This window comes from Bacillus sp. ChL18, assembly GCF_026241425.1.
Lineage (GTDB): Bacteria > Bacillota > Bacilli > Bacillales > Bacillaceae > Bacillus > Bacillus velezensis.
This window is the reverse complement of the sequence record NZ_JAPHWE010000002.1, coordinates 147,072-163,231: the sequence shown is the minus strand read 5'-3', so window position 1 is coordinate 163,231 and position 16,160 is coordinate 147,072. Positions and strand designations below refer to the sequence as shown.

The 16,160-nt window shown below is 45.9% G+C and carries 16 protein-coding genes; 5 read left to right on the top strand and 11 right to left on the bottom strand.

Annotated elements, in window-relative coordinates:
• Positions 1 to 4 precede the first annotated feature (4 nt).
• Together htpG and OQ477_RS11790 are read right to left on the bottom strand one after the other, a co-directional pair.
• Complete coding sequence (gene htpG / locus OQ477_RS11795; RefSeq protein ID WP_007614881.1) at positions 5 to 1,885, bottom strand: molecular chaperone HtpG; 1,881 nt, start codon at positions 1,883 to 1,885, stop codon at positions 5 to 7.
• 171 nt (positions 1,886 to 2,056) lie between these two features.
• Positions 2,057 to 2,305, bottom strand: a complete 249-nt coding sequence (locus tag OQ477_RS11790) for a hypothetical protein (RefSeq protein WP_105937126.1) — start codon at positions 2,303 to 2,305, stop codon at positions 2,057 to 2,059.
• Between the two features lie 127 nt (positions 2,306 to 2,432).
• Between OQ477_RS11790 and OQ477_RS11785 the strand changes: the two genes are divergently transcribed.
• The gene (locus OQ477_RS11785) at positions 2,433 to 3,254 is read left to right on the top strand and encodes an SDR family oxidoreductase (protein ID WP_014419300.1); all 822 of its coding nucleotides are present in this window, start codon (positions 2,433 to 2,435) and stop codon (positions 3,252 to 3,254) included.
• 56 nt (positions 3,255 to 3,310) lie between these two features.
• On the opposite strand, the gene OQ477_RS11780 is transcribed toward OQ477_RS11785, so the two are convergent.
• The 4 genes from OQ477_RS11780 to OQ477_RS11765 form a co-directional block, all read right to left on the bottom strand.
• On the bottom strand, positions 3,311 to 3,910 hold the full coding sequence (locus tag OQ477_RS11780) for a response regulator transcription factor (protein ID WP_007614886.1): 600 nt from the start codon (positions 3,908 to 3,910) through the stop codon (positions 3,311 to 3,313).
• Entirely contained in the window at positions 3,907 to 5,049 is a 1,143-nt protein-coding gene (locus OQ477_RS11775; RefSeq protein WP_265972565.1) for a sensor histidine kinase, read from the bottom strand. The genes OQ477_RS11780 and OQ477_RS11775 overlap by 4 nt, the downstream gene beginning before the upstream one ends.
• Positions 5,050 to 5,167: 118 nt before the next feature.
• Positions 5,168 to 6,217 (bottom strand): fatty acid desaturase, encoded by a 1,050-nt coding sequence (locus tag OQ477_RS11770; protein ID WP_265972564.1) that lies wholly within the window; start codon positions 6,215 to 6,217, stop codon positions 5,168 to 5,170.
• 248 nt (positions 6,218 to 6,465) lie between these two features.
• Positions 6,466 to 7,623, bottom strand: coding sequence for a TetR/AcrR family transcriptional regulator (locus OQ477_RS11765; protein ID WP_265972563.1), 1,158 nt, complete (start codon positions 7,621 to 7,623; stop codon positions 6,466 to 6,468).
• 141 nt (positions 7,624 to 7,764) lie between these two features.
• Here OQ477_RS11765 and OQ477_RS11760 point away from each other — a divergent pair, with 141 nt between their 5' ends.
• Positions 7,765 to 9,102: an aldehyde dehydrogenase family protein gene (locus OQ477_RS11760; protein WP_265972562.1), complete on the top strand. Its 1,338-nt coding sequence runs from the start codon at positions 7,765 to 7,767 to the stop codon at positions 9,100 to 9,102.
• Positions 9,103 to 9,139: 37 nt separating this feature from the next.
• On the opposite strand, the gene OQ477_RS11755 is transcribed toward OQ477_RS11760, so the two are convergent.
• Positions 9,140 to 10,366 carry a PQQ-binding-like beta-propeller repeat protein gene (locus OQ477_RS11755; RefSeq protein ID WP_265972561.1) on the bottom strand — a complete coding sequence of 409 codons (1,227 nt, stop codon included), beginning with the start codon at positions 10,364 to 10,366 and terminating at the stop codon, positions 9,140 to 9,142.
• Between the two features lie 125 nt (positions 10,367 to 10,491).
• Positions 10,492 to 10,911, bottom strand: coding sequence for a DUF5391 family protein (locus OQ477_RS11750; RefSeq protein ID WP_265972559.1), 420 nt, complete (start codon positions 10,909 to 10,911; stop codon positions 10,492 to 10,494).
• A 142-nt stretch (positions 10,912 to 11,053) separates the two neighbouring features.
• On the opposite strand from OQ477_RS11750, the gene OQ477_RS11745 reads away from it, so the two are divergent.
• The 3 genes from OQ477_RS11745 (at position 11,054) to OQ477_RS11735 (ending at position 13,135) form a co-directional block, all read left to right on the top strand.
• Positions 11,054 to 11,365, top strand: coding sequence for an ArsR/SmtB family transcription factor (locus tag OQ477_RS11745; RefSeq protein WP_265972557.1), 312 nt, complete (start codon positions 11,054 to 11,056; stop codon positions 11,363 to 11,365).
• A 78-nt stretch (positions 11,366 to 11,443) separates the two neighbouring features.
• Positions 11,444 to 12,610 (top strand): MFS transporter, encoded by a 1,167-nt coding sequence (locus OQ477_RS11740; RefSeq protein ID WP_265972555.1) that lies wholly within the window; start codon positions 11,444 to 11,446, stop codon positions 12,608 to 12,610.
• 69 nt (positions 12,611 to 12,679) lie between these two features.
• Positions 12,680 to 13,135 carry an RDD family protein gene (locus tag OQ477_RS11735; protein WP_265972553.1) on the top strand — a complete coding sequence of 152 codons (456 nt, stop codon included), beginning with the start codon at positions 12,680 to 12,682 and terminating at the stop codon, positions 13,133 to 13,135.
• A 36-nt stretch (positions 13,136 to 13,171) separates the two neighbouring features.
• Here the strand turns inward: OQ477_RS11735 and OQ477_RS11730 are convergent, their stop codons facing one another.
• The 3 genes from OQ477_RS11730 to OQ477_RS11720 form a co-directional block, all read right to left on the bottom strand.
• Complete coding sequence (locus tag OQ477_RS11730) at positions 13,172 to 13,858, bottom strand: VOC family protein (RefSeq protein ID WP_265972552.1); 687 nt, start codon at positions 13,856 to 13,858, stop codon at positions 13,172 to 13,174.
• A 37-nt stretch (positions 13,859 to 13,895) separates the two neighbouring features.
• Positions 13,896 to 14,786 carry a M48 family metalloprotease gene (locus OQ477_RS11725; RefSeq protein WP_022554016.1) on the bottom strand — a complete coding sequence of 297 codons (891 nt, stop codon included), beginning with the start codon at positions 14,784 to 14,786 and terminating at the stop codon, positions 13,896 to 13,898.
• 148 nt (positions 14,787 to 14,934) lie between these two features.
• Positions 14,935 to 15,846, bottom strand: coding sequence for a restriction endonuclease (locus tag OQ477_RS11720; protein WP_265972551.1), 912 nt, complete (start codon positions 15,844 to 15,846; stop codon positions 14,935 to 14,937).
• Positions 15,847 to 16,160 lie beyond the last annotated feature (314 nt).

Here is a 16,160-nt window from a genome sequence, read left to right as displayed (position 1 = left end):
AGCGTCAAACCATGACTTTGCAGATGTCATTCGTAAATTCGACCGGATCATGGATCGGCAGCCCTTCAATCAGAAGCGCCTGATTGTACAGCAGGTTTGTGTATAATGCCAGCTTTTCCCGATCTTGTCCGTGCGCGTTCTTTAACGTCTCAAACACTTCGTGATTCGGGTTGATTTCCAGCACTTTTTCCGCTTTGACCTGCTGGCTGTCAGGCATGGCGTTTAACACTTTCTCCATTTCGATCGTCACTTCGCCGTCTGTCGCAAAGCAGACAGGATGAGATTTTAAGCGTTTTGAGGCTCTGACATTCTTGACTTTATCCGCAAGAATCTCTTTCATGCTTTCGAACAGGTCTTTATACTCGTTTTCTTCGGCTTCAGTCTGCTTTTCATCTTCGTCACTGTCGATGCCTAAGTCGGCGCTTGAGACGGATTTGAACTCTTTTTCCTCGTAACTTGTCAGCATTTTGATCGCGAATTCATCAATATCTTCCGTGAAATATAAAATTTCGTAGCCTTTGTCCGCCACCATTTCAGTTTGCGGCAGCTTTTCAATCCGCTCATATGAATCGCCGGACGCGTAATAGATATATTTTTGATCCTCAGGCATTCTGGACACATATTCGTCCAGAGTAACGAGCTTTTTCTCCTTAGATGAATAGAAGAGAAGCAGATCTTTTAAGACGTCTTTATTCGCGCCGAAATCATTATAGACGCCGAATTTCAGCTGTCTGCCGAAAGATTCATAGAAAGATTCGTATTTTTCTCTTTTGTTCTTCAGCAGGCTCTTCAGCTCGGCTTTGATTTTTTTATTGATGTTTTTCGCAATCAGCTTCAGCTGGCGGTCGTGCTGCAGCATCTCTCTGGAAATGTTCAGCGACAGATCCTCAGAATCCACCATGCCTTTTACAAAGCTGAAATGATCCGGAAGCAGGTCGGCGCATTTGTTCATGATCAGCACGCCGTTGGAATACAGCTCCAATCCTTTTTCGAATTCCTTCGTATAATAGTCAAACGGCATGTTTTCCGGAATAAACAAAATCGAATTGTAGCGCACCGCTCCATCGACGCTGATGTGCACGTGGGTCAGCGGTTTATCGAAGCCATAATGCTTTTCAGCGTAAAAAGCCTCGTAATCCTCATCCGTCAGCTCGCTTTTGTTTTTTCTCCAGATCGGCACCATGCTGTTGACCGTCTGTTCTTCCTGAACCTCTTCAAACTCGTTCTCGCTGCCCTCTTTCGGCTTGTTGACCGTCTCTTCCATTTTGATCGGGTAGCGGATAAAGTCTGAGTACTTTTTCACGATCGCTTTGATGCGGTAGTTTTCTAAAAACTCATCATAGCTTTCATCTTCTGTGTTTTCTTTTATTTTCAGGGTGATTTCCGTACCGACGGTTTCCTTGTCACACGGCGCGATCGTGTAGCCGGCGGCCCCTTCCGACTCCCATACATACGCCTCGTCACTGCCGAGCGCCTTACTTTTCACCGTGACTTTATCAGCCACCATAAACGCCGCATAAAACCCGACGCCGAACTGGCCGATAATGTCATGGCCGTCTTTCGAGTCATTTTCTTGCTTGAAAGCGAGTGAACCGCTTTTCGCAATCGTGCCGAGATGCTGTTCAAGCTCGTCTTTGGTCATCCCGATACCGGTATCTGTGACGGTGAGCGTTCTCGCTTCTTTATCCGCCGTCACTTTTATGTAGTAATTGTCTTGATCAAACGTTAATGAATCATCGGTTAACGCCTTGTAATAGATTTTGTCAATCGCATCGCTCGCGTTGGAAATTAACTCGCGGAGAAAAATTTCCTTCTGCGTGTAAATGGAGTTAATCATCATGTCCAGCAATCGCTTGGATTCTGCTTTAAACTTTTTTTTCCGCACTTCAGATCTCTCCTTTAATTATGCTTTGATGTTATGTAAAATCTTTTCAGCATCTATTTATCATATACAGTGACAATTGTCAACTAGGATTAGCAGATGCATATATTGTAAATTTAACATGTTAATGGATTCATTTCACCCATTTTATTAATAAAAAAGAGAGAATGTTGATCATCCTCTCCCCTCTGCTTCTTTCCGGCGGCCGAATTCCTTCTTCATCCATATGTATGACGGGTAGAAAAACAAACTAAATAAGATAAGAGATCCCAAGTTTCGCAAAGACTCATGCAAAACATTTCTTACAGTGAGAGGAAATATGATGTCCTGAAATAGAATAGAGATAACGGTGTAAATCACAAATCCCATAGGAACAATGGCATAACAATAAAACGCTATCTCCTTCTTATGCTGTATCTTCAAAATATGTAAACCTCCCAATGGTGTATATACATAATATTAACATATTTAATAGGTATTTAGAAATAGACCTCCATATGTTTATCCCCCTATTCAGCGGGAACAGATAAAAAAAAGGAGGAATCGCAATATGGGAAGATTAACAGACAAAACCGCAATCATCACAGGGGCCGCGACAGGCATCGGACAAGCGACGGCACGGGTTTTCGCCGATGAAGGCGCCCGCGTGATCTGCGGTGACATCAATGAAAGCGAACTGAATGAAACCGTCAGCGCCATCAGAAAAAACGGCGGAGAAGCAGAAGCCTTTCACCTTGATGTATCAGACGAAGAAAACGTAAAGTCTTTTGCAGACGGCATTCAGCGAAAGTACGGAACAATTGATATTCTGTTTAACAATGCCGGTGTTGACCAAGAGGGCGGAAAAGTCCATGAATACCCGGTCGACCTGTTTGACCGGATCATCGCCGTCGATCTGCGCGGCACATTTCTGTGCAGCAAATACCTGATTCCGCTCATGCTCGAAAAAGGAGGCTCCATCATCAACACCTCCTCCATGTCCGGCCGGGCCGCAGACCTTGACCGCTCAGGCTATAACGCCGCAAAAGGCGGAATCACGAACCTGACGAGAGCGATGGCCATCGATTACGCCAGAAGCGGAATCCGCGTCAATTCCTTATCGCCGGGGACGATTGAAACGCCGCTCATTGATAAATTGGCAGGCACGACAGAAGACGAAATGGGCGAAGCGTTCCGTGAAGCCAACAAATGGATCACGCCGCTCGGCCGGCTCGGAAAACCGGAAGAAATGGCAGCCGTCGCGCTCTTCCTCGCTTCAGACGACAGCTCTTACGTCACGGGAGAAGACATCACCGCAGACGGCGGCATCATGGCATACACTTGGCCGGGAAAAATGCTGATTGATAAGAAGTGGAAGGAAGAGACGGAGTGACGGTGAAAAAGAAACAAGCCAGTGCAAAAACACTGGCTGAACAAGCTGAGGGCGGGTTACTTAAACCAGCCCTTTTCCTTTGATCGGGTAATGGCTTCAATTCGATTTTTCACTTCTAATTTATCAAGGATCATCGAAACGTAATTACGGACTGTGCCGCTTTTAATGCTGAGGGCGTTTGCGATTTCTTTCGTGTTTTTTCCGTCTGCCACAAGCTCGAGCACCTCTTTTTCCCGTTCGGTCAGCGGGTTTTCTTCACTATAGATGTCCTCCATTAATTCAGGTGCGTAGACGCGTCTTCCTTTCATGACGCTGCGGATGGCGCTGACGAGCTCATCGCTCGGGCTGTCCTTGAGCATGTACCCGCTGACGCCTGCTTTTAGCGCCCGCTGAAAATAGCCGGAGCGGGCAAAGGTCGTCAAAATGATGATTTTCACACCGCTGTCCTTGAGTTCTTCTGCCGCTTCAAGACCTGATTTCCCGGGCATTTCGATATCCATCAGACAGATGTCGGGCGCATGTTTTTCCACGAAATCGATGGCATCCTGGCCGCTTGTGCCTTGGCCGACAACCGTCATATCCTCTTCTAAATTCAACAGTGAACCGAGTGCGCCGAGCAGCATTTGCTGATCCTCGGCAATGAAGATGTTGATCATCTGCTACCATCCTTTTCTTTTGATTTTGAATCATTCGGGATTCTCATGGTCAGCTTTGTTCCGGCGGCTGTATCGATGGCTAAACTGCCGTTTGCGAATTCAAGACGTTCCCTCATTCCAAGCAGGCCGTGCCCCTTTGAAAAAAAGCGGTCTTCTTTGCATTGAAAGCTGCCGTCATCTTCCACCGTAATGACAACCTCTTTCCAAAGCTGCTGAATGGTGATGCGGCATACTTTGGCGCCGCTGTGTTTCACGACATTGGTGACGGCTTCTTTTATGCACATGCTGACGATGTTTTCGTTCAGCAGAGAGATATGTTTTGGCGCTTCTTTTTCTTCATACACAAATTCAATTCCTGCCGCTTCAAGAATTTGCCGAACATTGCCGAGCTCATCCTTCAATCGGATGCCTTTCATCGATGAGACGATTTTTCTGACCTCATTTAAGGAGGTGCGGGCCGTCTGCTGCACGCTTTTCAGCTCAGTGCGGGCCTGTTCAGGGTCCTTGTAAATCAGCTTTCGGGCGAGGTCGCTTTTCAGTCCGATTAAGGAGAGCTTTTGTCCAAGTGTATCGTGAAGGTCCCGGGCGATGCGCTGCCTTTCTTCCAGCTTCACAAGATCGGCGATTCGTTCATTTGCATATTCTAATTTCTCCTCAAGGCGCTCTCTTGCCTTTCTGCTTCGAATGGTGAGCGGGAGCAGGATGGCACTGATCAGTGTAATGACGATAAACGGAATTTGTGTCAAAAACCACCCTTTTTTCAGAACAAGGCTGAAGTTGACGGCAACCGCCACCGCCGCACTGATGATATGAATGTAATATAAGATGTAAAAAGGAACTTTGTCTCGGATATGGCCGATGAAGTAGGCGATAAAGAAGGCGAAATAAATATAGCTGAACAGCATAACTGAGCCGGTCGAAATGCCGATCAGAAGAAGCGCCCATAAGTAAAGCGGCCAGCCTTTTGCAACAAATGCGAAGCGGTATGCGCCAAAGAAAACAAGTGTGAAAATGATGCCGGCCACGATGACAAAGGTAGAAGAGCTTTTAAAAATAAAATAAAAAGGCAAGATGAAAAAAATCGTCCATATATAAGGAGAAATCCCATTCAGTTTTTGAAATTTAAAATACTTCTTCATCTTTGTTCCACCTTCTGCTGCTTGTGTCTACCATCACTTTATCAAAACACCGCCTTCATTGCATCCTCACGCATGAAGAGAAGGCCCTTTCTGATAAGAGAAAGAGCCGCGCGCCATATCAGGCATTTTTCTTTAAAGGTTCTTTCGGTACCGGTTGGGGCAGCGGTGTTTTCCGCGCCTCCCGAAAGGTGACAAATTGCTTTTCGTCCTCATCCCACAGACGGAATTTCATGGATTCAAGACTTGTTTTAAGCGTAATGGTCGGTACGTTTTTTAAAGGCTCGTGCCCCTCATGAGCGGCTTCCAGCTTGTAGTTCGGCACTTTCGGGCTTAAGTGGTGGACATGATGGTAGCCGATATTGCCCGTCAGCCATTGCAAAAGCTTCGGAAGCTTGTAAAAGGAGCTTCCTTCTACCGCGGCCTGCACATAATCCCAATGCTCATCTGCTTCAAAATAAGAATCCTCAAACGTGTGCTGAACATAAAAGAGCCAGACGCCGATTGACCCCGAAATAAGGAAAATCGGACCCTGAACAAGCAAAAAGTTTTCCCAGCCGACAAGCAGGCACGTCGCAGCAGCCAATAAGACAATCGCCGCGTTCGTGAAATAGGTGTTCCAGCGCTCCTTGCGGCGGGCGCCTTTTACATTAAAACGGTTTTGAATCAGAAATACGTAAATCGGTCCGAGAATAAACATAATAAACGGATTGCGATAAAGTCTGTAGCGTACTTTTGTCCAAGCTGACGCTTCGTTGTATTCCTTGACGGTCATCATCCAAATATCGCCGGTGCCCCGTTTATCTAAGTTGCTGCTTGTCGCATGATGAATGGAGTGGCTGCGCTGCCATTGAAGGAACGGAAACAGTGTCAGCACACCTGAAATAAACCCGAACAGCCGGTTCAGTTTCTTTTGTTTGAAAAAGGATTGGTGGCAGCAGTCGTGGAAAATAATAAAGATTCTTGTCAAAAATCCCGCTGCTATAACAGTAAAGGCGAGGGTCAGAAGATAGGAGACATCAAGGCTGAAGTAAGCAAGAAACCAAAGGGCAAAAAACGGCACAAACGTGTTGAAAAGCTGATTGACACTATGCTTTGTATCGGCACCGGAAAATGCAGCAACCTGCTTTTTTAAAGATGCTTGTTTTTGAGTTGCGGTGTGATTGGTCATGAATGTCATATCCCCTTTTATTTATTATGATTCCAAGTATACCTGAGGCGCCAGACGCTTTTGTAGTAGCAGCCATCATGCCCCGAATATGACATTTGTCATGTTTAGCGGCAGAATGCTGATCAGGCGTCATATGGAAGGTATCTTTTTTATAAGGGATAAAGCCGGACACTTCATATCGGCACTTCTCAAAGAAAACAGCAAAAAAGAACCCGGCCTGTTTTCGGCCGAGTTCTTTTTCATCATCCTCACAGCAAAATCACCCGATACTTCTTTACATCCAAAAACTGCAGAAACTCCCGGGCCAGCATGTCCGGCGCGTGGTCTTTTCCTTCATGAAGACGATATTGAATCAAACCGACGAGCATGGACGCGACATAGTATGCATAGAGCTTTTTGCCCGCCTGAATGTGCAGAGGCTGATGAAGATAAAACGATTGCAGCGCTCTGAACATTTCCGGGATGACGTCAGGCACTCCGGAACCCTCTCTCAGAAAATGGACGAGCGGCAGGCCGTCCGACAGTGCGGAAAAGAGACGGACGAGCGCGGCTTCCGCTTCTTCCATGGAACAATCGGCAGGCTCTCCTTTTACCGTCAATAATCCGATCAGATCCCGGCATGATTGATGGATGATCGTTTTCAGCAATGCTTCTTTGTTGGCGTAATGGTCATAAAAAGTGGCACGGCGGAGGTTGCTTTGACGGGCAATATCGGAAATCGTAATCGCCGCGTACTCTTTTTTTTCCGCCATTAAGCTGATCATGGCTTCTTGCAAGGCCTGCCTCGTTCGGGTCACCCGGCGGTCGGCGGGCTTTTTTTCTTCTTGTTCCGGCACCCGGCGGCCGAACAGCCAGTAAAACCGTTTTTGAGAAATCAAATCCCACACCTGTCCGCTGATCGCTTCCGGGGATGCCCCGGGCTCCTCATTCAGCCAGTACAACACAATGGCATATGTGTATAACGCGCGGTAATGAATGTACATATCCTGTTCGGTCGGTGAGAAATCCGCATTGACCGGTGACAGCAGCACATCATGCCGGAACACATCTTTTAAAAAAGCATGAAAGTGAAAATACGGCATTTTATGACGGTCCATCATCGTTTGAAAAAACTCCCGATGCCGGTCAACAAAAGACAGGGTCGGATGCACTTTTTGCCATCCGCCATGTAAATGAAGCACATCTTTATTCTTCAGCGAATCATAAAGCGCTTCGCTCAGCCCGTCTTTCATTTCTTCCGTTATATCTTCTAAAATCGCATATTTATCCTCGTAATAAAGGTACAGTGTCCCCCGGCTCACATGCGACCGTCCGGCGATGTCCTTCATGGTCACACGGCGGATATCCCGCTCTCCAAGCATGGCCAAAAGCGCTTGTTTGATGTCAGTTGTCACAGAATCCGGCATAAGAGACACTCCTTTCATTAGACAGATCACCGCAATTTGTACGGTAACGTATAGATGTGTTTACGCTGTCTTTGCCGCAAAAACACATCACATTATAATAGGCCCTGAAGAAACAAAAAAGCAACCAGAGGAGGAAGACCGATGGATCAGCATATAAAAGCAGACATCAAACGCGTCTTTGAGCTTCAGAAAAAAAATCAAAAAACGCTGCGTGCTTCAACAGCCGGGCAGCGCAGAGAAAAGCTTCAGCGCTTTTTAGATGCCGTCACCGCACATGAAGAAGAAATCATCGAGGCGATCAGACGGGACGTCCGCAAGCCTTATCATGAGGTGAAAAGAGCGGAAACGCAGGGAACGATCAAGGCGATTAAAGATAATATGAACAATCTCGACACCTGGATGGCGCCGAAACGCGTCGGCTCATCCGTCAGCCCCGACGCTGACGGCGTATTAATGTATGAGCCAAAAGGCGTCACCTTAATTCTCGGCCCATGGAATTATCCGTTTATGCTGACGATGGCTCCGCTTGCGGCTGCCATTGCGGCCGGCAACAGCGCGATTGTGAAGCTTTCTGATTTTACGATGGAGACGAGCCATATCGCCGCGACAGTTATTCGCGAGGCATTTCACGAAGAAGAAGTCGCCATTTTTGAAGGTGAGGTCGATGTCGCGACAGAACTGCTCGACCAGCCGTTTGACCACATTTTCTTCACCGGAAGCACGAATGTCGGTAAAATCGTCATGACGGCAGCCGCGAAGCACTTGTCGTCCGTCACGCTTGAGCTTGGCGGAAAAAGCCCGACGATCATCGACAGCGGCTATGATTTGATGGACGCGGCGAAAAAAATCGCCGTCGGCAAATTTGTCAATGCGGGGCAAACATGTATCGCACCTGACTATCTCCTTATGAAGAAAGAAGTGCAGAGCACCTTTACAGATCTCCTGCAAACCATTGTCAATGCAGGTTTTATGGAGGATGATCATATGGTTGACCGCAACAAATTCACGCAGATTGTCAACGACCGCAACTTTAACCGTGTCAAAGCCCTGTATGATGATGCCATTGAAAAAGGGGCGAAAACGGCGTTCGGCGGCGTATTCGATGCGCATGACCGCACGATTTCTCCGACCGTGCTGACAAACGTCACGCCTGATATGAAGATCATGCAGGAAGAAATCTTCGCACCGATTCTGCCGATTATGAATTACGAAGATATCAGTGAAGCCGTTGATTACATCACTGAACGGGACAAGCCGCTTGCCTTGTATGTATTCAGCCATAATCAGGAGCTGATCGATTATGTGCTGCAGCATACGACGTCCGGCAATGCTTCTGTCAATGATGTCGTCGTTCATTTCACTGACGTCAACCTTCCGTTCGGCGGTGTCAATACGAGCGGGATCGGTTCATATCACGGTGTGTACGGCTTTAAAGAATTCTCTCATGAAAAAGGCGTATTCATTCAAGCCTCTAAATAAAAAAAGAATCCGCGCAGATGACGCGGATTCTTTTTTATTATTTTTTTGCTCCGAATGCGAGCAGTTTCGTATAAGTGCCGACATAGAGCGTGCCGTCTTCAGCCAGAACCGGGGAGGAAATGACATTGCTGTCTGTTTGATAGCGCCATTTTTCATTACCGTCAGCGTCGACCGCATAGACGTTTTTATCGTCAGAGCCAAAGTACACATTGCCGTCCGCATCAATCAGCGGTGCCGTTCTCACAGGCCCGTCCGTATAGAAAGACCAGTTCATATTACCGGTTTTGCTGATGGAAAACAGCTCCCCGCTTCCGGAACCGATATACACATTGCCGTTATGGTCGATCGCTAATGAAGAGCTGGAGAAACCGTTTAACGGGAACGTCCACTTTACAGCACCTGTTGATGTATAGGCGTATAAGTTGCCGTCCTGGTTTCCGGCGTAAACGGTGCCGTCTCTATCAATAACCGGATAGCCTTTAAACCCGTTGGACGTCGTTTTTGACCATTTCACTTGGCCCGTTCCGGAATTGATCGCGTAAAAGATATTATTGTACGTTGCCGTATACAGCGTGCCGTTTGATGCTAACACGGGAGCGGAGCCGACCACGCCGTTTGTTTTAAACTTCCACTTTTGCGTCCATGTCGAAGGTGACGTCGGTTTAATCGCATAGATATAGTTATCCAGCGTCGACACATACAGCGTGCCGTCAGAGCCGATAGCCGCATCGGAACTAGGCGCTCCGCTCAGCGGAACCGATGTTAAAATGTTTCCGGTTTCTTTGTCGATGAAATATAGTTTTTTATCGTGAGAAGGAAGATAAATGACACCGTTTGTTCCGAGCACCGGAGTCAGCGTATAGGTCGTCCCGAGGTTTTCCGTCACCCATTTCACAGTACCGTCCGGATGATACGCCGTCAGCTTCCCGTCTTTTGATTGAATAAATACGGTGCCGTCCCCATCAACCGCGGCTCCCGCACCGTTTTGAGGATTGGCCGGAACATTCTTTTCCCATTTTAATGCGCCATCGGCAGTGCTTGCAAACCGGCTTTCTCTTGACCAGTTGAACATCGTCGGAGACATCGCCTGCGCGTCATACCGTCCCGCCAAGAAACCGGATGCCGCATGATTTTGTTTAAATACCGTTTCCGCGGCTTGAGCAGCCGCCGGATGCAGCCATTTTGCCCCCGGCAGATCAGAAACCGCTCCCACAGATAAAGCCGCAGCAACCGCAGCGCCGGCCGCCAATGTTTTCACTCGCAATGAAGCTGTCTTTTTTTTTCAATGTCAGTTCCTCCCGTTTCTATTAAAAGCTGCTATATCACTATGATCATACTATAATTAACCTATGAAATATTTGTATTTTCGGTAGATTTATAGAACAAATGTCACATAGCCTGCTGATGCTTCGGGGATGGTCGAAACGCGGCAATATACCACACCACATTGACGATAAAAGCCGCGCCTGACCAAACGAAAAGGCCGTAATAAAGAGACAGCTCCTGCCCTAAGGAAATTGCGGTCAATAACGTCACCAACAAGACAGCCGCGCAAATGATAAGCCCGATTCCGCAAAAAACGGCCATGATGATTTTCATGACACGAATACCGAGAATATACAAAATGAGCGGGACCGCATATATCACAAGGATCTGGCCGACGGCGGCCCACATGCCCGCGGAATTAAAACGATTCGCGTTCGGCCCCGTTTCCGCAAGCGGAGAAAGCGAGACGAGGACCGGCAATAAACAAAACAGCAGAGCGGAAAGCAAGGTCACCGCAACCGCACCTTTTTTCTTTTGATTCATGTGAATATCCTCCTGACAATAACCCGGCTTTTTTACCGGTAATCTGATAATATGTTATATTTTAGCACGATTTTTACTTAATTTGAGAATGTTTTGTTAAAAACGAATTTACAAATCCAGAAAAATAGATATAATAAACGTTATGGAACCAATATTGATTCATAAAGCGCTATCTAACAAAACACGAAGTGATATTATGACGTGGCTTAAACACCCGGAGGACCATTTTGATGAAAGACCTTATCTTGAGCAGGGACTCAGTTTCCGCACCGGCATTTGCGTCGGTGACATTCAGGCAAAGTCGGGGCTTGCGCAGTCCGTCATCTCCAGCTACCTGCTGACCATGCAAAAAGCCGGCCTGCTGGAATCTGAACGGATCGGAAAGTGGACCTATTACAGAAGGAATGAAAAACAAATTAAAGCCTTTGCTGACTATGTTCAGCACCATCTATAACCATGAAAGGAGGGCTTTTTTTGTTCTAACATATCTATTTTTCTGTATATGTAGTTATAAAAGGAGGCATACATAACAATGAAAAAAAGCAGTTCCATCTTCATTCTGTTTTTGGCATTAGGGGTTTTCGGAATTATCACGACCGAAATGGGCATTATCGGCGTTCTTCCGCAAGTAGCGGACAGATTTCATATTTCTGCTTCAAAAGCGGGGTGGCTTGTCAGTATTTTCGCGTTCATCGTCGCTGTGTCGGGACCGTTTTTGACCTTGCTTGCTTCAGATATAAACCGAAAATACATTCTGCTTGTAGCGGTGCTGATGTTTGCCGTTTCAAATGCGGTCTACGCGTATACGGCGCATTTCAGTGTCATGCTGGCGTTTCGGATCATTCCGGCTTTATGCCACCCGGTGTTCTTTTCTGTAGCGCTTGCGGCCGCGGCCCGGCTTGTCCCCGCCGGCCAATCCGGAAAAGCCGTAACGAAAGTCTTTTCAGGCATCACCGCCGGCTTTGCGTTCGGCGTGCCTTTCACGTCTTATCTGGCGGATCGTCTCTCCCTTGAATCAGCATTCCTATTCGGCGCTATCATCAGTCTCATCGCGTTCACGGGCATTCTTCTCTTTTTGCCATCCATGCCGGTCACAGAAAAAATGTCTTTCAGAAGCCAGCTCGGTATCCTTCGCAAACCGGCTTTGTGGCTCAATATCGCTGCCGTCACCTGTCTCTTTGCGGCCATGTTTTCTGTCTACAGCTATTTTGCGGAGTACCTCGGACGGGTGTCCCATATGAACGGCACATGGGTCAGCTTTATGCTGATGAGCTTCGGAGTGATTATGATAGCCGGGAATTTCGTCTTCGGCGCTTTGTTATATAAAAATATGAAGAAGACCGTCATCCTGTTTCCGCTTCTTTATACAGCCGCCTACTTGCTCATATACGGGTTTGGGACGTCTTTCGCGCCGATGGCCGTCCTCGTCTTCGTATGGGGCGCCGTTCATTCCGGCGGGCTCATTGTCAGCCAGACATGGCTTACTGCGGAAGCAAAGGAGGCGCCCGAATTCGGCAACAGCCTGTTTGTCTCCTTTTCCAACCTCGGCATCACCATCGGAACGGCAGCGGGCGGCTGGTTTATTTCACATTTGGGAATCCATCAGCTGATGTGGTGCGGCATCATGTTTGCCCTTCTGGCTTTCGGGCTGATCATGGGACGCTTGGCATGGGGAAAGAGGCTGCTCGCCGAAGCTTAAGCTCCGTTGCAAAATCCGGAATGATTACGTATAATATTCCAGATTAAAGCAAGGGAGAGAAAAAGATACATGGAAAGACCGGCAGGATTTTGGATTCGGTTTCTGGCTTACGTCATTGATCAAATCATCATAGGAATTCCGATTTTTATCATTCAATTTATGGTCTCTTTTTTATTTGCGGCAGGCGTTGCGGCGGCTGACCCCTTCATGACCGAAAATCAGTTTAACATCTCTTTTATGGTGTTCGGCGTCATCCCGATTCTTGTGAGCTCTTTTGTGATCAGTATCTTATATTTCAGCCTGCTCACGGCCTCAAAGATGCAGGGGACCCTGGGAAAAGCATTGCTCGGCCTTAAAGTCGTCAATGAGGATGGCGGACGGATATCCATCGGCCAGGCCTTCGGACGCGCTTTCGCATATATCATATCTAAGCTCATTCTTTATATCGGATTCATCATGGGCGCCTTCGGAGAGAAAAAAACGCTGCACGACATCATGTGCAGCACCCGTGTTGTCTATAAATAATGTCTCCAAGTCCGGGCCTTTTGAGCCCGGGCTTTTTTATGACGGCTGTGCCCGCCTGATGTCAATGCCGCCCTTTCCGTCAGCCTCAATGCGGATCGTCCCGTTCACAATGACAGACAGCGGATGGAACTCCGCATGCTGATCAGAAAAAATCCAGCGGCGGCCGCTCGCCCCTAAAAGCAAAAACGCCCCATCATTGTAATCACCCATAAAATGAAACCCGTCTTCCCTAAGGGGCGCATGCTTTCTCACCGGAATGCCGAAACGCTGCAGCTCCCTCCCGGTTGATACGACCTCGGCAGCCGTCAGATTCACCTCGCCGATATTCAGAACGGACTCAATCGAAAAACGTTCCGCGCTTGGCGGCGATGTGTCTCTCGCGATGAATTCCGCCAGATTGTTGGACGGATCTTTGAAATAAAAGGAACGCGCCTGAATATGAGAGAAATACACCTCATCCTCCCCATCTTCCGTTTGAAAAACGACTTTATCCTTTATCCACGCCTTCGCCTCATCAAAACGATTATTCGGAATGTTAAACGCGAAATGATACGTCGGATGAGAGTGAGAATCGGCGCGCCTGAATTCCAACTCACTTTCTCCCGCCTTGATGGTAAACGAATCACCGGACTCATCAATTAAAGGAAAACCTAACACCCTTTCATAGAAGTGTTTCGTCTCCTCCAACGCACAACTGTACAAAGTAATGTTATTTATTTGCATGATCATACCCCCTTTGGTTATAAAGACAATGAATGCATCAATATTCTTGCCTGACTCCGTTCAAAAATGATTCAATATTCTCAATTCGGTAAGCAGTATAGGGGTGAGTGGAAGCTAATAAAGCGATAAAACCTTTTCGAACGTCAATATGTTCACGTTCAATCCGATAGAAAAATTCTAACAGCTCATCTCCGAAACCCGCTTTCGCAGCTACTTCGTCTGCCCGATATTCAAAATCTCTGCTTCCGATATTCACAAAATAAAATCCCAAACGGCAGTACGTTATATAACACCATCCGACCAGCCTGAAGAATATATTTAATAACCCCCCAGACACAGAAGGATTTGATCCGCCGTTCAGAAGCCCTTCAATACACCCCAGAATAAAACATATAAAGAATCCCATCACATACAGCGGCAACAGTGCGATACTCAAAATAGTAAAACTGGAATTAAACATCACAAGGTGTAATGTGTCTTTAAAAGCAAGATGCGCATACTCATGGGCCAGTACCGCTTTTAGCTCACCATCACTTAAATTTCTCATAGCCGCCGAAGTCAATCCTATCGTTTTAAACCCCAGTGCAAATGCATTAATACCCTCATCATCTATTAAAAAAAGATCCGCTTTTTTCACATGAGGATAATGTCTTTGTACGCTTATAAAAACTTCATCGTTTAACCTTTCAAGGTACTCCTTTTCTCCAATGGTTGCCGGGCGCCTTAACCCGGCCCTTATTCTATTTCTCCAGTCCCCAAAAAGTCCGTAATTCATAAAGAATAACAATCCGTAAACGGATAAAAAAAGAAGAACCGTTGGAAAAAGCGCCAAAGGAAATAATGTTCTGAAGATCATAATTGAAATCAAAACTGTCAGCCCAGACCAAACAATGTATAAATAATTGAACTTTGTTTTTCTAACTTCCATTTTTGATCACCCTTTTTTTATTATGTTTGAATGATTTACCACTACTTAAACTGTCTTTTTATTATCGGTTCCGAAAATAGCATTGTAAAGATGCTCATCCATTTTTTTCCGAAAAAGAGGTGCTGTTTTTAACAGCACCTCTTTTTAATCACTCTTCGAAATAATCCAGGTCAACTCTCTTGATAACAAAAGTACTCTCTAAACTAACGCCGACATTATAGTTGAACATTAAATCCGTTAGCCTCTCTCCATCAATTAATATAATTTTTTTATCGATCACTTTAACATATTCTTTTGCGCCATCAGTAAATACAGATGTAGTAATAAACACACCCTTTTTCGCTTTTTTCCCATCCAGGCTGCCCGCAAATTTTTGTATTTCCGGCCTTGAAACAGAATCTTTCCACCTCTTGGCTTGAAGATAAATCATATCCAGCCCTAAAATGTCTTCTTTGATAACTCCATCTATGCCGCCATCTCCAGATCTCCCTATAGCCGTGCCTGCATCTGTTAATGAACCGCCGTATCCAAGAGCAACAAGCAATTCTACGACTAGTTTTTCAAAAAAGGCAGGAGAACATTTGTATATTTGGTTCAGTAACTCTTCTTTAATCTCATTTTTAACAGCATTATAATTCTGTTCAATGATTTCATTGGGAGTTCTGGGCTCTGAAGTAATCGACGGCTCACTTTCCTGTTGATTGCTGTCTTTACCCGTCTGTTTGAATCTCTGAAAGCTCTTATACTTCATTAGAAATCTATTATCTATACTGGCGACACTCGGGTCATTAATTATTTCTAAGCCTTCGCTGGTGATCTGAAAAACACCCCGTCTGACAATGTCGATTAAACCGGCTTTACTTAAATATGTTCTTACCCAACCGATTCGATTATGAAGTACTTTTTGGTTTCCGCTGGGTAATAATTTTTCTGCATCTTCCTCTGACAGGTTTAACTCTTTTGCTAATTTCACGTATAAGTCTTGTAATCTGTGCTCCTTTTTATCTGAAAGAATCTTTAAAAAAGGGTACATAAATTCTTGATATCCTGGTATGGTCAACTTCTACACTCCTATTTAACGTCTTTGTTAAAACTGGCTTGATATTTATATTATTTTTGCGTTCCTAACACCCCTGCGTAAAACCATCTTCATTTCACACTTAAATCTCTTTCAAAAAATCACTCATGATGATATATGAGGTAAAGCTAATATAAGAACATCCGCTATCCATAATTGAATAAGTTCAAAACAAATATATATCTTTAAATTCCAGTCACCGGACTCATCATTTTTTTAAAAACCTAACACCCATTCATAAAAGTGTTCCTGAACAAAGTTACTTTATTTGCATGACCGTCCCCTCTTTGGTTTAT

Coding starts and splice junctions, on each gene's coding strand:
- OQ477_RS11785 (WP_014419300.1), top strand. CDS start 2,433: ATGGGAAGATTAACAGACAAAACCGCAATCATCACAGGGGCCGCGACA.
- OQ477_RS11780 (WP_007614886.1), bottom strand. CDS start 3,910: ATGATCAACATCTTCATTGCCGAGGATCAGCAAATGCTGCTCGGCGCA.
- OQ477_RS11775 (WP_265972565.1), bottom strand. CDS start 5,049: ATGAAGAAGTATTTTAAATTTCAAAAACTGAATGGGATTTCTCCTTAT.
- OQ477_RS11770 (WP_265972564.1), bottom strand. CDS start 6,217: ATGACCAATCACACCGCAACTCAAAAACAAGCATCTTTAAAAAAGCAG.
- OQ477_RS11765 (WP_265972563.1), bottom strand. CDS start 7,623: ATGCCGGATTCTGTGACAACTGACATCAAACAAGCGCTTTTGGCCATG.
- OQ477_RS11760 (WP_265972562.1), top strand. CDS start 7,765: ATGGATCAGCATATAAAAGCAGACATCAAACGCGTCTTTGAGCTTCAG.
- OQ477_RS11750 (WP_265972559.1), bottom strand. CDS start 10,911: ATGAATCAAAAGAAAAAAGGTGCGGTTGCGGTGACCTTGCTTTCCGCT.
- OQ477_RS11745 (WP_265972557.1), top strand. CDS start 11,054: ATGGAACCAATATTGATTCATAAAGCGCTATCTAACAAAACACGAAGT.
- OQ477_RS11740 (WP_265972555.1), top strand. CDS start 11,444: ATGAAAAAAAGCAGTTCCATCTTCATTCTGTTTTTGGCATTAGGGGTT.
- OQ477_RS11735 (WP_265972553.1), top strand. CDS start 12,680: ATGGAAAGACCGGCAGGATTTTGGATTCGGTTTCTGGCTTACGTCATT.
- OQ477_RS11730 (WP_265972552.1), bottom strand. CDS start 13,858: ATGCAAATAAATAACATTACTTTGTACAGTTGTGCGTTGGAGGAGACG.
- OQ477_RS11725 (WP_022554016.1), bottom strand. CDS start 14,786: ATGGAAGTTAGAAAAACAAAGTTCAATTATTTATACATTGTTTGGTCT.